The 16942-nt window shown below is 70.7% G+C and carries 16 protein-coding genes; 6 read left to right on the top strand and 10 right to left on the bottom strand.

Translation table 11 applies throughout. From position 1 onward, the window contains the following. Positions 1-42: 42 nt before the first annotated feature. The 5 genes from KVT44_RS16610 (at position 43) to KVT44_RS16590 (ending at position 4633) form a co-directional block, all read left to right on the top strand. Positions 43-1197 (top strand): SDR family oxidoreductase, encoded by a 1155-nt coding sequence (locus KVT44_RS16610; RefSeq protein ID WP_217567610.1) that lies wholly within the window; start codon positions 43-45, stop codon positions 1195-1197. Next, positions 1194-2561: an aspartate aminotransferase family protein gene (locus KVT44_RS16605; protein WP_217567609.1), complete on the top strand. Its 1368-nt coding sequence runs from the start codon at positions 1194-1196 to the stop codon at positions 2559-2561. The genes KVT44_RS16610 and KVT44_RS16605 overlap by 4 nt, the downstream gene beginning before the upstream one ends. Before the next feature lie 50 nt (positions 2562-2611). Continuing rightward, complete coding sequence (locus KVT44_RS16600) at positions 2612-3094, top strand: type II toxin-antitoxin system RatA family toxin (protein ID WP_099919462.1); 483 nt, start codon at positions 2612-2614, stop codon at positions 3092-3094. After that, positions 3087-3659 (top strand): flavin reductase family protein, encoded by a 573-nt coding sequence (locus KVT44_RS16595; RefSeq protein WP_190168341.1) that lies wholly within the window; start codon positions 3087-3089, stop codon positions 3657-3659. Before KVT44_RS16600 ends, KVT44_RS16595 begins: the two co-directional genes overlap by 8 nt. Positions 3660-3763: 104 nt before the next feature. Beyond that, on the top strand, positions 3764-4633 hold the full coding sequence (locus KVT44_RS16590; RefSeq protein ID WP_099919464.1) for a triacylglycerol lipase: 870 nt from the start codon (positions 3764-3766) through the stop codon (positions 4631-4633). 104 nt (positions 4634-4737) lie between these two features. Here KVT44_RS16590 and KVT44_RS16585 read toward each other — a convergent pair whose 3' ends face one another. The 9 genes from KVT44_RS16585 to KVT44_RS16545 all read right to left on the bottom strand — a co-directional run bounded on the left by KVT44_RS16585 (position 4738) and on the right by KVT44_RS16545 (position 12854). Further along, positions 4738-5340 carry a hypothetical protein gene (locus KVT44_RS16585; RefSeq protein WP_099919465.1) on the bottom strand — a complete coding sequence of 201 codons (603 nt, stop codon included), beginning with the start codon at positions 5338-5340 and terminating at the stop codon, positions 4738-4740. A 19-nt stretch (positions 5341-5359) separates the two neighbouring features. Then, positions 5360-6412, bottom strand: a complete 1053-nt coding sequence (locus KVT44_RS16580; RefSeq protein WP_099919466.1) for an acyl-CoA desaturase — start codon at positions 6410-6412, stop codon at positions 5360-5362. A gap of 63 nt (positions 6413-6475) precedes the next feature. Next, a complete protein-coding gene (locus tag KVT44_RS16575) occupies positions 6476-7435 on the bottom strand; it encodes a VlmB-like protein (RefSeq protein ID WP_190168338.1) in 960 nt (319 codons plus the stop codon). A 45-nt stretch (positions 7436-7480) separates the two neighbouring features. Continuing rightward, positions 7481-8497 (bottom strand): DUF2156 domain-containing protein, encoded by a 1017-nt coding sequence (locus KVT44_RS16570; RefSeq protein ID WP_308314027.1) that lies wholly within the window; start codon positions 8495-8497, stop codon positions 7481-7483. Continuing rightward, entirely contained in the window at positions 8494-8961 is a 468-nt protein-coding gene (locus tag KVT44_RS16565; RefSeq protein WP_217567608.1) for a hypothetical protein, read from the bottom strand. Before KVT44_RS16565 ends, KVT44_RS16570 begins: the two co-directional genes overlap by 4 nt. 2 nt (positions 8962-8963) lie before the next feature. Next, entirely contained in the window at positions 8964-9878 is a 915-nt protein-coding gene (locus tag KVT44_RS16560; RefSeq protein ID WP_254649499.1) for an SAM-dependent methyltransferase, read from the bottom strand. Positions 9879-9956: 78 nt separating this feature from the next. Beyond that, on the bottom strand, positions 9957-11528 hold the full coding sequence (locus tag KVT44_RS16555; RefSeq protein WP_217567607.1) for an AarF/ABC1/UbiB kinase family protein: 1572 nt from the start codon (positions 11526-11528) through the stop codon (positions 9957-9959). A 133-nt stretch (positions 11529-11661) separates the two neighbouring features. After that, positions 11662-12276 carry a hypothetical protein gene (locus KVT44_RS16550; RefSeq protein WP_254649498.1) on the bottom strand — a complete coding sequence of 205 codons (615 nt, stop codon included), beginning with the start codon at positions 12274-12276 and terminating at the stop codon, positions 11662-11664. Positions 12277-12377: 101 nt separating this feature from the next. Then, positions 12378-12854 carry a sigma-70 family RNA polymerase sigma factor gene (locus KVT44_RS16545; protein ID WP_308314035.1) on the bottom strand — a complete coding sequence of 159 codons (477 nt, stop codon included), beginning with the start codon at positions 12852-12854 and terminating at the stop codon, positions 12378-12380. A 735-nt stretch (positions 12855-13589) separates the two neighbouring features. Here KVT44_RS16545 and KVT44_RS16540 point away from each other — a divergent pair. Beyond that, the gene (locus tag KVT44_RS16540) at positions 13590-13856 is read left to right on the top strand and encodes a metal-sensitive transcriptional regulator (RefSeq protein WP_095857593.1); all 267 of its coding nucleotides are present in this window, start codon (positions 13590-13592) and stop codon (positions 13854-13856) included. A 122-nt stretch (positions 13857-13978) separates the two neighbouring features. Here the strand turns inward: KVT44_RS16540 and KVT44_RS16535 are convergent, their stop codons facing one another. Then, the gene (locus tag KVT44_RS16535; RefSeq protein ID WP_217567604.1) at positions 13979-16375 is read right to left on the bottom strand and encodes a M4 family metallopeptidase; all 2397 of its coding nucleotides are present in this window, start codon (positions 16373-16375) and stop codon (positions 13979-13981) included. Between the last annotated feature and the right edge of the window lie 567 nt (positions 16376-16942).

The following is a 16942-nucleotide window of genomic DNA, read 5'->3' as shown; positions in this document are numbered from 1 at the left end:
TCCGGCAGGACCTACGCTCACTCGACCGAGGGGATCACCGCCATGCCTCCGTCCCGGCCCCGGCCCAGCGCTCCGACCAGCCCGCAACCGCCCGCGAAACGCCCCACGATTCTGCTCACCGGCGGCGCCGGGGTACTCGGCAGAGCCCTGATCGAGGAACTGTCGCCGGATTTCAAAATCGTCTGCCTGCGCCATCGCACGCCGGTGAACGACCACCGGGTCCGTGAGGTCCGCGCCGATCTGCTGGAACCCGGACTCGGCCTGGCCGAGGCGGACTTCACCCAGCTCGTCGCCGAAGTGGACCTGGTGGTGCACTCCGCCGCCGCCACCAACTGGAAGGCGGAGCCGGACCGGATCCGGCGGGCCAACCTCGACGGCACGATCGCGATGCTCGACCTCGCCGCCCGTGCCGAGGCTCCGTTCTTCCACATGAGCACCGCCTTCGTCGCCAACCCGCTGGCGCCGGAGGAGCAGGAGCGCTTCCCGGGTGCTGCCGCGTACCTCGCCTCCAAGACGGCGGCCGAACAGGTCGTACGCGAAGCCCCGGTGCCGGGCGTGATCATGCGCCCGTCGGTGGTGATGGGTGACTCCGTCACCGGCCGGATCGCCGGGATGCAGGGGCTGACGCGGGCCCTGGGCGCCATCGTGAAGGGGCAGGTGCCGGTGCTGCCGGGAGCACCGGACGCACGGATCGACATGGTGCCCCAGGACATCGTCGCGCGCGCGGTGGGTGACCTGCTGAGGGCCGGTGTCACGGGCGGCGAGTACTGGCTGACGGCCGGCACCGGGGCGCTGCTCCAGCGTGAAGTGGTGGACACCTGCCTGGAGTTCGCCGACCAGTGGGGACCGCGGCCGCATCCGCCCCGGCTCATCCCGCTGGAGTCGGTGCACCGGCTGCTGCTGCCGCTGATCGAGGGCCCCACGTTCCCGGAGTCGCTGCGCCGCCGCTTCCAGACGTACGCGGAACTGCTGCTGGTCTTCCAACGGGCCCTCCCCTTCGAATCGTCCCTCGGGTCGCCGCACTGCGGCACGGCCCTTTCGAAGGACGACCTCCGGCGGGCGCTCGTCCGTAACCTGGCCGCCTGGTCCACCGGGCGCGGCGGCATGCGCACCCGCCTGCGTACGGGGCCCGCGCAGGACACGGCGGCAAGGTCCCAGCCCTCGCAGGCCACCCACACCCAGGAACTGGCGTCATGACCGCGGCCCCCGCCCCCGCCCCCGTCGAGACGCCGGACACCGGAACCGTGACACCGGCCGAGGGATCCTCGGCGCCCGCCACCGGATCCGTGACACCGGTCGCCGCCCCCGCCACGGACCGTGCGCACATCGCCCGGCTCTACCGCGAGCACCTCTCCTCCGGCCGCTCCGTCCTCGGCACGGTGCTCGGCGGCATGCTGGAGACGGCGTCCGACGGCGCGTGGGTGTTCACCGAGGACGGCCGCCGCTACCTCGACTTCGGCGGTTACGGGGTCTTCATCCTCGGCCACCGGCACCCCCACGTGACCGCGGCCGTGCACCGCCAGGTGGACACCCATCCGCTGGCCGGGCGGGTCTTCCTGGAGCCTGTCGCGGCCCTCGCCGCCGAGGCACTGGCCGCACGGACCCCACCGGGCCTCGACCACGTCCACTTCGTGAACTCCGGCGCCGAGGCCACCGAAGCCGGTCTGAAACTGGCCCGGGCGCACGGCCACACGGCCCTCGTCTCCACCATCGGCGGCTACCACGGCAAGACCCTGGGCGCGCTGACCGCCACCGCCAACCCGAAGTACCAGCAGCCCTTCCAGCCGCTGCTGCCGGACAGCACGGCGATCCCGTACGGGGACACGGCCGCGCTGGAAGCCACGCTCGCCGAACTCGGCCGCCGGGCCTGCGTGATCGTCGAGCCGGTGCAGGGCGAGGGCGGCGTACGCATTCCACCGCCCGGCCATCTGGCGGAGGTGAGCCGGCTGTGCCGGACGTACGGGGCCTTCCTGATCGTCGACGAGATCCAGACGGGTCTGGGCCGGCTGGGTTCGTGGTGGGGCATGGACGCCGACACCGAGAGCGGCCTGCCCCCACAGCCCGACGTACTGCTCGTCGGCAAGGGACTCAGCGGCGGTGTCGTGCCCGTCGCGGCGATGGTCGCGACCGCGGCGGCCTACGGACCGTTCTCCCGCGACCCCTATCTGCACACCTCCACCTTCGCGGCCTCCCCGATCGCCTGCGCCGCCGCGCTCGCCGCGGTCGAGGCCCTGGACCGGGAGGGCGTCGTCCCGCGTGCCAAGACACTGGGCGAGCGGCTGCTCGCGGGCGTCCGGGCCGCCTGCGCCCCGTACACCGGCGGCCTGGTGCGCGAGGTCCGCGGGCGGGGGCTGCTGATCGGCCTGGAGTTCACCGAGGAGCAGGCCGTCGGTGAACTGATCCTCGAGCTGGTCGGGCGCAGCGTCCTCGTGAACCACTCCCTCAACGCCACCCGGGTGCTGCGGCTGACACCGCCCGCGATCGTCGGCGAGGAGGAGGTACGGCTGTTCCTCACCGCCCTGACCGAGGCGCTGCGCGTCGTCGCGACCCACATCGGCTGACCCGTCCGCCACCGCCGACCCGTCCCTACCGTGGAAAGGCAACACCTCCCATGCGTCACGTGACCGTACGGCTGACCGCCCACGACGTCGACCCCGAGACCGCCTACCAGCGGATCCGTGATTTCCGCCGGTATCCCGAAGTCACCGAGACCGTCCGCGAGGTCGTGGTCCATCCACCCCATGACGACGGCACGGTGGTGTCGGACTGGACCGTGCGCTTCAGGAACGGTCTGATGCGCTGGTCGGAACGGGACGCGTTCTTCCCGAAGACGCGGACCATCGGTTTCACCCAGCTCACGGGCGACTTCGAGCTGTTCGAGGGCACCTGGCGGTGCGCGTCCGGCGAGGACGGCACGGCGGTGACCTTCGACGCCGTCTTCGACCTGGGGATCCCCACGCTGGCGGAGCTCCTCGACCCGGTCGCCGACTCGACGCTGCGCAGCAATATCGAGCGCATCCTGCGCGGGCTGCTCGGCAGGGTCACGCCCACCCCGGCCCAACTCGCCGACAGCGTCGCCCCCGCGCATGGCTGATCTCACCCTCGTGCCCCGCCAGCCCCGTCCCGACGGCCCGTCCGCCGCCGGCTGGGACACCCTGCGGGACGAGCCCGGCCCCGACACGGTCCGCTGTCTCGGTCTCTACTCCAAGCTGACGGCCGGCGTCACGGTCGTCACGGCGCTGGACGGGGCGGGCCCGACCGGGATGACGGTCTCCGCGCTGACCTCCCTGTCGGCGCGGCCGCCGCTGATCCTTGCGTGTCTGCGCGGCAGTTCCCGCACGCTTACTGCCCTGCGTGAGCAAGGCGCCTTCGCCGTGAGCCTGTTGACGGACCATCAGAGATCGGTCGCGGAACTCTTCGCCGACTCCTCCGTGCCGCCCGCCAGGCGGTTCGAGGGCAGCCCGGTGCGTCGGGTGCTCGGCCTGCCGGTGCTCGCCGACGCGCTCGCGTGGTCGGTGTGCCTGGTCGAGGACGTACGACCGTACGGGGATCACCACGCCGTCGTCGGACGGGTGATGGCGGTGGAGGTGAACGGCGGACGGCCGCTGCTCTGGCACGACCGGGCGTTCCACGCGCTGCCCGCGGCGACCACCGACTGAGCCCACCCGAAGTCAGGACGGAGGCCCGGCCGGGGTTCGCCCCGGCCGGGCCTCCCTCGTATCCACGACCACTCTGTACACACAACCGAGGCCAAGGAGGCCCCATGTCCCTGCCCCGCATTCCCGGCGTGAACTCCGAGAGCGCCGCGACCGAACTGCTCAGAACGCCCGAGCGGCTGGCCGGCAACACCCAGTCCGCCGCGCACCGGCTGGTCGCCGGGCTCGACGGCGACCCCGAGACGGACGACTGGGGCCTGCCCCCGACGCCGGAGCGTCCTCACCCGGTCGTCCTCGTGCACGGCACGCTAGGCGACCGGGAGTCCGTCTGGCGGAAGCTGGCGCCCGCGCTCAGAACGGCCGGGCACCGCATCTTCCGCCTCAACTACGGGGAACTGCCCGCGCTCCCCCGCCTGTACGGTCTCGGTGACATGCGGAAGTCCTCCCAGGAGCTCGCGGACTTCGTGGACCGGGTGCTGGTGGACACCAAGGCGTCGAAGGTGGACCTCGTGGGCCACTCGCAGGGCGGGATGCTCCCGCACTACTACCTCAAGTACCTCGGCGGGACCGGGAAGGTGCGCCGTGTCGTCGGGATCGCGCCCAGCAACCACGGGGTCGAGGTGGCGGGCCTGACGAAGCTGGTCCGCCAGATCCCGGGCGTTCAGGCGGTCGTGGAGGACAAGGTGCTCTTCCGGATCAGCCCGGCCTTCACCCAGCTGCTGCACGACTCGGAGTTCGTGGGTGAGCTGGTGGCTCCGGGCGACACGGTGGACGGGGTCGACTACACCGTCATCTGGTCGACCCGGGACGAGCTGGTCCAGCCTCCGGAGGCCCAGCAACTGAAGGCCGCCCGGCCGGAACACCCGGTCACCAACACCTGCCTTCAGCTCCTCGCCCCGAAGAACCGGACCACCCACCTGGCCATGCCGTACGACCCGATCGTGGTGCGGGAGACGCTCAAGGCGCTGGCCGACTGAGTCCCGTACGGCGACGAAGCGCCCGTACGCCGGCGCAGAGGACGAAAGGGAGGGGGTGGTGCGGGCCCGTCGGCCCGCACCACCCCCTCCTTCGCGTGGTCGGCTCAGAACGCCGTGCAGCGGCCCTTCTCGCCGGGCCACAGGCACACCTGGCCGAAGACGTCGAAGCCCGCGACACCGTCCGGGTCGATCTTGTCGAAACGGGGCTTGGGGATCTGCAGACCGTTGATCTGGTCGCCGGCGAGCGGGCCGCTCGTCACGGTGCGGTCGGGCACGGGGCTGCCGTTCTTGAGGTCGCCCTTGTAGTAGAGGCTGCCGACCTCGCCGGTGTTCCAGGTTCCCGTGTCGTTGCCCTCCACCGAGAAGGTCGGCGGCAGCGCACCGAATCTCCCGATGCCTTCGATGTCCCAGACGACGTCGGTCAGCTGTGGCGCCCGCCCGGTGGGCGAGTGGCAGTCCAGGTACCCGACGTGCCCGGAGACCTTGGCTTCCTTGACCCGCACGCCCAGCGGCGGACTGAAGTCCAACGCGGCGTCGAGGCGGCACACGAGGTCGGGGACCGGTGCGGCCCGTTCCGCGGCCGGTTCGGCCTGGGCCGCGGGGGCGGCCAGGGCCGTGCCCGCGAGGAGGGCGGCGGCCAGCACCGACCTCCTGCCGAGGCGGAACAGCGGGGACACCTTCGATTTCGCCTTGACTGAGAACGTCATTGCGTCCGGTTTCCTTCCTTCAGGCCGTGGCCGTGGTGCCACGGAGAACTTCGCTCGCGGAGCCGAGATGCTCGGCGAGGTCGCGGTACGACTCCAGGACGCCCGTCTCGACGTACGGGATCTCCCGCTCGACGCAGAACTGCTTGACGAGCGGATAGGCGCGGCGCAGCGCCGCCCTGGGCATGCCGGGGAAGAGGTGGTGCTCGATCTGGTAGTTGAGGCCGCCGTAGAAGAAGTCGCCGATGTATCCGGTGGGCAGGGTGCGCGAGGTGAGGACCTGGCGCTCCAGCCAGCTCCACTCCTTGCCCACGCGGGTCGGCAGGCCCTTGTGGTTGACGGCGAAGGCGAGGCCGAGCAGATAGCCGAGGAGGACCTGGTGGACGGCGAGGAAGAGCAGGACGGACGGCCAGGGCAGGAGCACGAACAGCGCGCCGAAGAACAGCACCGCGTGCAGCACCATCAGGCCGCCCTCCAGGAGGGGCTTGCGCAGCGCCCGGCGGCGCAGGGCGATGACGCCGGCGATTCGCAGCACGAGGGCTTCGAGGCCCAGCAGTGGGAAGAACAGATAGCGCTGGTTGGCGGCGAGGAAGCGGGCGAATCCCTTGCGGTCCTGGGCCTGTTCGGGCGCGAAGATGGCCACGCGCCGCAGGATGTCGGGGTCGAGCTCCAGGTGGTTGGGGTGGTTGTGGTGCCGGTTGTGGTGCTGCACCCACCAGCCGAAGCAGACTCCGAGCATCAGGTTCCCGTGGACCAGGCCGAGGGCCTGGATGAACCTGCGGGACCGGGTGATCTGACGGTGTCCCGCGTCGTGCACGAGGAAGGCGAGCTGCTCGTGCCAGACGGCGAGCCAGACCGCGGCCAGGACCACCTTCCACCAGGCTCCGCCGGAGAAGGCCAGCGCGGCCCAGCCGAGGGCGTTCATCAACCAGACCACCGCGATCCCGGTCACGTACTGGCCCGTGCGGGGCCGCATGAGCCCGGCGGCCTGGACGCGCCGGGTCAGTTCGCGGAAGTCCTCGTCCTGCGCGGCCGGTTCATACGGTGAGGAGTTGACTGCCGAGCTGTCGGTCATCGGTGTGCCACCGACCCTTCCGTTGTTGGACGCCCGCGATGCGGGCGGGTGTGCGCGGCCTGTTCACGGGGTCAGGCCCATGTCGGTGAGGCGCGCTTCCTGGGTGACGCGCGACCATTCCGCGGCGGCGAGCATCCGTTCCTCGGCGGTGGTGTCGACCAGGCGGCGGCCCGGCCACAGCTCGTAGTCGCCGGCGAGGTCGCGGTGCTGGTCCAGTCCCTGCTGATAGAGCTGTTCGCGGCGGAAGGTCATCTCCTGCACCGGGAGTTCGGACCACAACCGCATCCCGCGCGCGACGAGTTCGCCGATCCGCTCCAGATCCTCCGGGTGTTGCCGGACATGGCGGCGGACGATCGTGGTACCCACGGACAGATGCCGGATCTCGTCGATGCCCGCGGCGCGTTCGATCTCGGCGGCGGGCGCGTCGAAGGGCCGCCATTTGCGCTCGCTCAGCTCGGCGGTGGGCGCGAGGACCCCCTCCACCAGGACGGTGAGGGTGATCACGCCACCGATGTAGTCGCGTTCCTTCTCCATGACGGCGAGCCCGAACTCCTCCAGGGGGTTCAGGACGGCGTCCCGGTCGACCCCGGCGAGCGACTCCATGGTGGCTGCCAACTCGCCCTGAGGTACGCCCAGTTCGAGCAGGTGGCCGCGGAAGGCGTAGGCGTGGCGGGCCTCGTCCATCAGCTGGGAGGTGTAGAAGTCCATCCCGGCGAGGTCGGGGGCGTACGCGACGAGGAAGGAGATGGCGCGGGCCGCCTTCTCCTCCGCCATCGACCGGAAGGCGAGCTCCTGCATGACGGCCTGGCGCAGCGGCCCGTCCACCATCATGTGGTCCGGCACCGGCACGTCCGGGGAGCGGCCCAGGGGATCGCCGCCGAGGGTGCCTTCCGGTACGGCCCGGAACCAGTAGCCGAGGTCGCAGCCCTCCGGCGTCAGTTCGGTGCGCAGCGCGCCTTCCAGGAGACCCGGGGCGCGGTGCCGGTCGGCCTCCACAGGGAACTTCTCGATGGATGTGGTCATTTCAGCCTTTCTGAGTCATGGGGACGGCCGGGACCCTGGAGCGGGTCAGACCGACTTGGTGAGGCGCATCAGCTGCCAGACGGCGCCGGGGCTCACCCGGCCCTGGAAGGCCAGGTACTCCGGTTCGATCAGCTGTGGGCGCCATTTGAGCTTGAAGGACTCCTGGGCGGCCGCCGGATAGATGGCGCGCCCCTTGGCCGCCAGCACCTCCACGCAGCGGTGCAGGAAGGTGCTGGTCGGGCCGGGCGCGGCCGTGTCCGGGCCGAGCTGGACGAACGGGGTGAAGCCGAGGTGCAGCCAGCCGCAGCCCTCGTCCTGGAACTGGCGCAGGGCGGTGGCGAACAGCAGCTCCACCGTGCCGGGCGGTGCGTCCGGGAGCCGCCGTGTGAGGTCGTACAACCAGCCGGCGTGTTCACCGAAGACCGGTGAGTACGACACGTAGCCGACCGTACGTCCCTCGTGGACGGCGGTGAACAGGCGCCGGTGCGGTGCGCCGGGGCCGCCGCGTTCGCCGATCAGGAACTCGAGTTCCTTGACGTGTCGGCCCTTGGCGCGCAGCCAGGCGGCGTCCACGGCGTCGAGGGCCGCGGTGACCTTCACGCCGTCCCGCTCCTCGGCGGGCACCTCGGCGGCCGAAACCCCTTCTCTGCGGGCCCGGTTGACCATGTTGCGCACCTTGACCATGCGCTGTCCGCCGAGGCTGTACCCGTCGAGCGCGATGCTGAAGGAGGCGCCGAACTGGTTGACGACGAAGCCGTGTCCGGCGTGCAGTTCGGCCTGCGGGCGGGAGAGCTGGACGGCGGCGACCCGGCGTCGCTCACCGTCGGCCCGTGCGAGCAGCGCGGTCAGCAGGCTCGGCCGGTCCTCCACCGCGCATACGGGTCCGCCCAGTTGGAACAGGTGTCGTCGGCCGGCCTCCCGGTACGGGACGAAGCCGTCGACACCGTCCGTCTGGAAGCGGCGGTTCCCGCTGTTCATCGCCAGGAAGGCGCTGCTGTGGCTGCCGTACCGGCGCAGCATCTCGTACGCCTCCGTGTCGGCCGGCGCCTGTGCGGCGCTCACCGCACCGCCGCCTCGTGCCAGGGGACGGTGGCGAAGTCCCGCAGCGGTCCCTGCACGGCGGGGTGCGGAACCGGCTCGAAGGACACGGTGAACGACTTGGCGAAGTTGCCGAACAGCGCCCGGTCCCCGAAGAGATGGATGGGCAGGACCAACAGCGCCCACTCCCAGCCGTACGCCAGGACCCAGGCGCCGAGGACCGCGCCCTGCACACTCAGGCTGTGCATGGTGTTGTAGAGCACGTAGTAGACGCGGGAGACCTGCTGGTCGGGACTGCGGTGGTAGGCGAGCGCGCCCGGCAGATAGCCGATGACGTCGACATAGACGAACAGGACGACGGCGACCCACCAGCGCACCTCGGCCAGGTGCGCGAGGAAGAACCCCGCGGCCACCAGGAGCCCGAGCAGGTATTCGAGGCGCAGCAGCCGGTAGGTGGTGGGGGTCTGGCAGAGATTGTGGCCGTCCACGGTCACCGCCCGCCGACCGGGCTCGTCCCGTCGTCCGGGGTCGCCCCGCCGTCCGGAATCGTCGCGGTGACCAGGATCATGCTGTCCTTCTCGACCCCCGAGAACGCGGCCAGATGCGGGGCGAACCGCTCGACGGCGTACGGCAGGGCCAGCAGGTCCGCGACGCGCGCCTGCCAGCCGTAGCCGCCCCACCAGCGCTCCGCGTCCGCGAGGTGCCACACCCACGGTGTCCCCGAGCCGGACAGGGCCTCCAGCCAGGGCTTCACGAAGGGCGAGTCGGCGGTGTCGGCGTTGAGGCACTCGGCGCCGAGGCTGCTGCCCGGTGCGGAGAGCGCGCTCACCGTGCCGATCAGACGCTCCACCGCCTCCGGTGCCAGGTAGAAGAGCAGCCCCTCGCACAGCCAGGCGGTGGGCCGGCCGGGGTCGAACCCGGCGGCGAGCAGCGCGCCGCGCCAGTCGCCCAGCAGGTCGGCGGCGACCGTGGTGCGCCGGGCGGTGTCCGGCGTACGTCCGTCGACGACCCGTGCCTTGAAGGTGTGTACGGCCGGCAGGTCGACCTCGAAGACATGGGTTCCGGCGGGCCAGTCGAGCCGGAAGGCACGGGTGTCGAGCCCCGCTCCCAGCAGGACGACCTGCGCGCGTCCCTCCCGCGTCGTGGCGAGCAGATGGTCGTCGAAGAAGCGGGTGCGGACGGCCAGCCAGTCGGGCAGCACCTTCTGCAGGACGCCGGCTCCCGGCGGGGCGCCGGCCGCCCCGGCGGCGTCCAGGAACTCGCCCGCGAGCCGGTCGTCGAAGAGGGCGTCCGCCCGCGCGGATTCCTGGGCCCGCATACGGACGGTCCACAGGGCCGTCTCCGAGACCCGGTCCAGGGCGCCGGGAGCCGCTTCGCGCTGAGCGTCGTGTTGCTGCATGGGCATGGGTGATTCCTTTGTGCGTGCGGTTGACATGGCGGTGGATGGGGCGGTTGTCGAGGGCGGATCGGAGGGCGGGGTGGGTCAGCGGGGCGTGCGGCGGCGGTCGAGGAACAGAGCCGCGGCGCCCAGCGCCATGAGCCCGCGCGAGGGTGACCAGGGCCGCTGTCCGCCCATGGATGAGGGCGTGTGCGGCTCGTGGAGCTGGAGCGCGAACTGGCGGTTGGCCGCGTCGGAGAGCAGCCCGCGCCACTGTTCGGGGGCGGACGCGGCGGCCGAGAGGAGGTCCATCGTGTTGCGGGCGACCTGGTCCACGGAGAAGTACTCGCGGATCAGGGCCAGGATGATCCCGCGCGCCTCCGCCTTGAAGACCTCCGCGAGGGCGATGTCCGGCGCGAGACAGCGCACCGAACCCTCCAGGTTCGCGAAGGACTTGCCGAGCAGGGAGATGGCGGGCGCCGAGCCGATGCCCCGCCGGGTCGCCTTCTCCAGGACGGTGGTCAGGGATACCCCGAAGTTGATGTCCTCTAGGGAGGCGGTGGCGACCTTGGGGACCAGCGCGGCCATGTCGGCGGCGAACGCGGGCAGGTTCGACCAGGCGGTGACCCGGCCCATGTCGGCCCACGCGTGGGCGAGTCCGTGGCCGTCGTTCTGCGCGATGGCCATGAGCAGGGGCAGCAGCTGGAGGCTGGTGCGCCGGTCGAGGCGGCCGACCATGCCCCAGTCGATGAGGGTGGCCGGGCCGCCGGGCAGTGCGAAGACGTTGCCCGCGTGCGGGTCGGCGTGGAACATCCGGTCGACGAAGTACCCGCGGTACATGAAGCGCAGCAGGTCCTTGCCGATGTCCGTGCGCTCCCGGTCGCTGAACGAGCGGCGGTCGAGATGGCGTACGGAGGTGCCGGGTGCCAGTGACTGGATCAGCACCTTGGGGGTGGCGTGGACGACCCGGGGCACGGACAGCGACGGGTAGCGGCGGATGTTCTCGCGGGCCTCGTCCATGTTGCGGGCCTCGCCGGTGAAGTCCAGCTCGGGTTCCATCGCGTCGAAGATGGAGCCGAGCATCGCCTCGACGTCGATGACCTCGTTGAAGCGGGGTGCGGTACGCGCGACGATCCGGGACGCCTTGCGCATCAGGGCCATGTCCGCGCGGACGGTGTCCCGGATCCCGGGCCGCTGGATCTTCACCACGGCGGGCCGGCCGCCGGGCAGGGTCACTCGGTAGACCTGGGCCAGTGAGGCCGCCCCGAGCGGGCGGACCGTCTCGATGTCGTCGAAGCGGCGCTTCCAGTCCAGTCCCAGCTCCTCCTGGAGCACGGGCTCGAAGAGGGCGAAGGGCTGGACGTCGACCTGGTCGTGGAGGTTCTGCAGTTCGCCGATCATGGAGGCGGGCACCATGTCGGGCCGGGTGGAGAGGATCTGGCCGAGCTTCACATAGAACGGGCCGAGGCTCTCCAGGGCGTGCCGCACCGCCTTCGCACGGCGTGCCCCGTCCACGGAGTTGGTCCCGTCCCCGGCGGAGGCCTCGCCTTCCGCCGGGGAGTTCGGGTCCTGCCGGGACCGCCGGCGCTCCCGCGTCACCTGGCCGACCTCGTCGGCGACGAGGCTTCCCAGCACCTTCACAACCAGCCGGAGCCGATTGCCGAGCATGGCACCCATGTGTCACAACCTCCTGTGCCTGACGAGTTCCGTCGGTCATCCGTGCGATCGCCCACGCACGTGGGTCATGCGGCGCGATCACTCACCCGAGGTGAGGCGGTACGCGCCCGGTGAGCCCCGGATCAGCGGCGGATCAGCCGCTCTTCCTCGCCGCCGGTGCCCGGCCGGCGCCCGCCATGGCGCCAGCCACCCCCTGGACGCCCTCCAGCACGTTCACCAGGGAGGCGACGAGCTCGGAGAGCTGGGCGATCTGCCGGGGCAGCGCGGCCAGGCCCTCCGCCATGTCGGCCGCGCCCGAGACGGCCGAGGCCGCCCCGCCGGCGACCTGTCCGAGCGCGCCCAGCGGATTGGCACCGCCGAGGGCGCCGAGCGGGTTCGCGCCGCCGCCCGTGAGGGCCGCGAGTGGATTGGGCGCCCCACCGCCCAGTGCGGCCAGCGGGTTGGGGGCCGCGCTGGCGAGAGCGGCCAGCGGGTTGGCGGCGCCGAGGCCGGCCGCGGCGTTGGCCGCGTTGGCGAGTGCGGCCACGGGGTTGGCCACGCCGCCGAGGGCGGACAGCGCGCTGACCGTCCGCAGCACATCGCCGGGAAGCCCGTTCAGCGCCTGATAAGGATTCCCCGGGGTGAGCCAGTCCGTGGAATGCGAATCATCGCCTTTCCGGTCGAGGATTTCATCGAATGCCTTCTTGGTGCTGTCGGCGATATCGCCGATGAAATCCTTGATGGTGTCCTGGGTGTTATTCTTGCTCACGGTCACTACCCTTTCCATCTCATCCGCACTCCCGGAATTCGGGAGCCGTTTTCGTCCCCACCCCCGACCTGCGCCGGACGCGGGAGGGAGGCGGAAATCCGTTATGCCGCGGCGCCGTCGAGGGCCCTGGCGCAGAGCAGCCGCAGCCGAGCCCGCCCCCGGGTGAACGCGCCTTCGGCCGCCTTGACCGAGATCTGGTGCATGCGGGCGAATTCCAGCGTGGAGATCCCATGGGCACGGGCGAGGACCACCTGTCGCTCCCGGCCCCGCAGCAGGTGCACCTGGCGGAGCAGCCAGCGTCCGAAGTCCTGGTCGCACACGCCTTCGTCCGGCAGCTCGGGCCCGCCCACGTCCGCCGCGCGGCGCAACAGCCGCCGTCTCCGCTCCAGTTCGCGGTAGTGGTCCACACAAAGACGCAGGGCGACCGAGGTCAGAAAGGGACCGATCCGGTCCTGGTCGAGATTGCCGTGGGCCGCCGCTCTGAGCATCGCTTCCTGAACGCAGTCCTCCGCGTCCTGGGCATTCGGCAGCCGGCGGCGGACCAGCCTCATCAGTCGCTCCCGGTGACTGGCGATCACATCCCAGGAGAACTCGCGCCGCACCTCTTCCTGGGATTCGCGGCTCGCTCGATCAATCCCTCGATCGACGATTCCGCACTCATCTAAGTGGTCTAGCAATTCCCTGTGATTCATGGCCCCGAGCTTGATTCCCTGGTGCGAATCAGAATATTCGCACGGCCTATCCCCACCCGTCGCGAAGGTTCTTTTCCGAGTCAACGCACCAACAAACCAGAGGGAATACGGACCACTCATCCGCATGGAAAACGGAGCACTGCGTTCCGGCGCACCCCATACCGTGCTACACATTTCATGCATGCACTTGCGGCACCTCACGTCTGCGGAAACGTCACGCCATGAGCGGGGCCGCACCAAAAGGGGGCCGAAATCACATCCGCCTCAGCGGCGCGTGGGTCGATCGCGCCAAATTCCTCGACGGCGGACGGGTATCCGGGGACCGACCTCGGACCACGGCGAGGGCCAGGGAACGGGCCGGGCCGCCGCGAAGGGCCACCGCCACCCCGAAAGTCGTCGCGGCCGCCTGGCTCGTTCTCGCCGCCGGGCTCGGCTCCCTCGCCCCCCTCGGCGTCCTCCCCCAGCGGTCGCCCGGGCGAACCGGCCGGCTGACGATCCCGCGATAAAGAAGGTCATCGGACCGGACGGGCGGACCGGTGGAGGCGATCGGACGGCCGCTCCATTGATACCCCAGGGGGTAAACTGAACAGCACCACCCCGAGGAGGACCCACCCCATGGCCATGTCCGTCGACGAGGAAGCCAGTACCGCGATCCTCAACCGCCTGCGCCGCGCCCAGGGGCAGCTCGCCGGCGTCATCGCCATGATCGAGGCCGGCCGCGACTGCAAGGACGTGGTCACCCAACTCGCCGCCGTATCCCGCGCCCTCGACCGCGCCGGATTCAAGATCGTCGCCAGCGGGATGCGCCAGTGCATGGCCGCGGCCGACGACGAGACGCCCCCGATGTCCGAGGCCGAACTCGAGAAGCTCTTCCTCGCCCTCGCCTGAGCCGGCACGGGACGACGACAGCACGGGGACGAGGACACACCGACGCGACGTGGGCCACCCAGGCGGGTGACCCACGTCGCGGCTGTTGCCGGGGAGGCGTCAGACGGTGGCGATCGGATCGATCAGCTGGTCGTGACGGCGGTGTCGTCGACGACGAAGCTGGTCTGGAGCGAGGAGTCCTCGACCCCGCTGAACTTCAGGGCGACGGTGGTACCGGCGAACGAGGACAGGTCGAAGGTCTTCTGGGTGTACCCCGTGGCCTTGTTGAGGTTGGAGTACGTCGCCAGCGTGGTGGTGCCCGCGGTGACCGTCAGCTTGTCGTACGCGGTGCTGGTGGTGGTCTCCGCGGTGTCGATGTGCAGGTAGAAGGTGAAGCTGGCCTTGCAGCCGGACGGGATCGTCACCGACTGGGAGAGCGTGTCGGTGTGCGTCGAGCCGTAGCCGTCCAGCCACGCCTTGTACGAACCGGCGTGCGCCGCCTGGCTGCTGGAGTTGGTGATCACGCCACTGGTGGCGGTCCAGGTGGTGTTGCCCGACTCGAAGCCCGGGTTGCCGAGCAGCTGGGTCGAGGTGCACGTGCCGCCACCCCCGGAGGAGCTGACGGTCCAGGTGAAGGACGCCGTTCCGGTGGCTCCGGTGCTGTCGGTGACGGTGACCGTGGTGCTGTACGTCCCGGCGGTGGTCGGCGTCCCGGTGATCGCTCCGGTGGAGCTGCTGATCGACAGGCCGGTGGGCAGCCCGGTCGCGGCGTAGCTCAGCGAGCCGGTGTTGGTGCTGCTGGCCGAGATCTGCAGGCTCACCGCGGTGCCGACGGTGGAGGACTGGCTGCCCGGGTTGGTGACGGTCACCCCGCTCGACGGCGGCGTGACATGGCTGCCGACGTTGATGCCCGCGAAGGCGTTCGCCACCCCCGCGTACTGGGTGGAGCTGGCGCCGTACAGGGCGGTGGCCGCGTTCAGGGCGGCTGTGCGGGCGCCCGCGTAGTTGGTGCTGGACGTCATGTACGACGTCAGCGCCTTGTACCAGATCTGCAGGGCCGCGGCCCGGCCGATGCCCGCGACGGCGACTCCGTCGGAGGTCGTGCTGTTGTACGTGACGCCGTTGATGACCTTGGTGCCGCTGCCCTCGGAGAGCAGGTAGAACATGTGGTTCGCCGGGCCCGAGGAGTAGTGGACGTCCAGGTTGCCGACGCCGGAGTACCAACTGTCCGCGGAGCCGCCGTCCTTGCTCGGCTTGTCCATGTAACGCAGCGGCGTGCCGTCGCCGTTGATGTCGATCTTCTCGCCGATGAGGTAGTCGCCGACGTCGCTGGAGTTGTTGGCGTAGAACTCCACGCCGGTGCCGAAGATGTCGGAGGTCGCCTCGTTGAGGCCGCCGGACTCACCGCTGTAGTCCAGGCCCGCCGTGTTGGAGGTGACGCCGTGGCTCATCTCGTGCCCGGCCACGTCGAGCGAGGTGAGAGCGTGGGTGCCGCCCGAGCCGTCGCCGTAGGTCATGCAGAAGCAGCTGTCGTCCCAGAAGGCGTTGACGTACGCCGAGCTGTAGTGGACGCGCGAGTAGGCCGCGACCCCGTCGTTCTTGATGCCGCTGCGGCCGAAGGTGTTCTTGTAGAAGTCCCAGGTCTCCTGGGCGCCGTAGGCGGCGTCCGCGCCGGCGGTCTGGGTGTTCGAGCCGGCTCCGGTGCCCCACGTGTCGTCGGAGTCGGTCATCAACGTGCCCGTGCCCGACGTGCCGTTGTTGAGGCTGTACGTCTTGTGGCCGCCGCGTGTGGTGTCGTACAGCTGGTACGTCGATCCGGACAGCGTGGTGTTCAGCGTGACCGTGCCGCTGTACTGCGTGTTGCCCGTGCCGGTCTTGATGCCCTGGTAGCGGTAGAGCTCCTGGCCGGTGGTGGCGTCGGTGATGACGTGCAGCTGGCTCGGGGTGCCGTCGTCCTGGAGGCCGCCGATCACGGTCTCCCAGGCAAGTTTCGGGGTGCCGCTGCCGGCCCAGATCACCTTGCGGGCACTGTCGGTGGTGGGCTTCTCGGCGGCCAGGGACTTGGCGGCCTTCAGCGCCTTGCTCGCGGCGGCGGACTTGGTGAACGTCGCGGTGGTGGAGGCGACCTTGATGGTCCGCTTGTTGTTGAAGGTGCTGCTCACCGTGCCGGCGGCGAGGGAGGCCGGCGGGGTGTGGACGATCACGTCGCCGCCCAGCACCGGCAGGCCGGCGTAGGTGCGCTCGTAGCGGGTGTGGAGTGTGCCGTCCTGGTCCTTGACGACGTCCTTGACGACCAGCTTCTCCTTGGCCCCGAGGCCCAGGGTGCCGGCGGTCGCCGTGGTCTTCTGTGCCGCGCTCTTCAGCAGTGCCGAGTGCTGGGCAGGGGTGAGCTTGGCCTCCAGGCCTCCGGCGCGCAGCGGACTGGGGTGGGGGGCGGCAGGCTTGGCGGCCGCGGGGACCGTCTGTATGCCGACGGCCAGGAACGCGGCGGTGGCCGCCAGCGCTCCGGCCGCGACCGCCTGACGGGGGATTCGTCTCACTCGTACTCCTACTGCTGCGGCCGCGCGTCGACGGCCGGTGACAGACCCGGGCAGACGGGATGTGCTGACCGGGACGAGCTGAGCAGTGCGGGGCCCCTGCGCGGACCGTGTGAGGCCTGTCCGGCAGGTGAGGAAGAAGAATGGCAGCTTGACCTAGACATGTCATGCAGACCCGAGGCAATCGAGGGTTATCCCTCGACGACGTTCACGTGGGGCGCGCGGACGAGGTTCACCCGGGGCGCACGGAGGACCGCCTTCACTCGGATGGCGGCGCCCGGCGGACCTCGCGGCCGCCTCGGGGGCGTCCACCTCAGCGGCCGCGACTTCGCCGGTGGCATGGCGACGGAGTACGCGAAGGCGGAATGGGGATAAGCCCGAAGAGCACGGCATCGCGCCGGACCGTGCCCCAGGGTCGGCATCCCTCCTTGGTAGTACGACCGGGTCGCGCGTCTGCTCCTCAGGGAGAGGTGCGGGTGACCCGTGAGCACGACGCGCGTGAGCGCGGCGGCGTGGAAGCTGGTCGTACGAGTCCGAGGAGGCCGCCATGAACCGCCAGATCCGCATTCG

The sequence above is a fragment of the Streptomyces sp. GbtcB7 genome, assembly GCF_019091445.1.
GTDB lineage: Bacteria > Actinomycetota > Actinomycetes > Streptomycetales > Streptomycetaceae > Streptomyces > Streptomyces mirabilis.
This window is presented reverse-complemented; position numbering and strand designations above follow the sequence as displayed.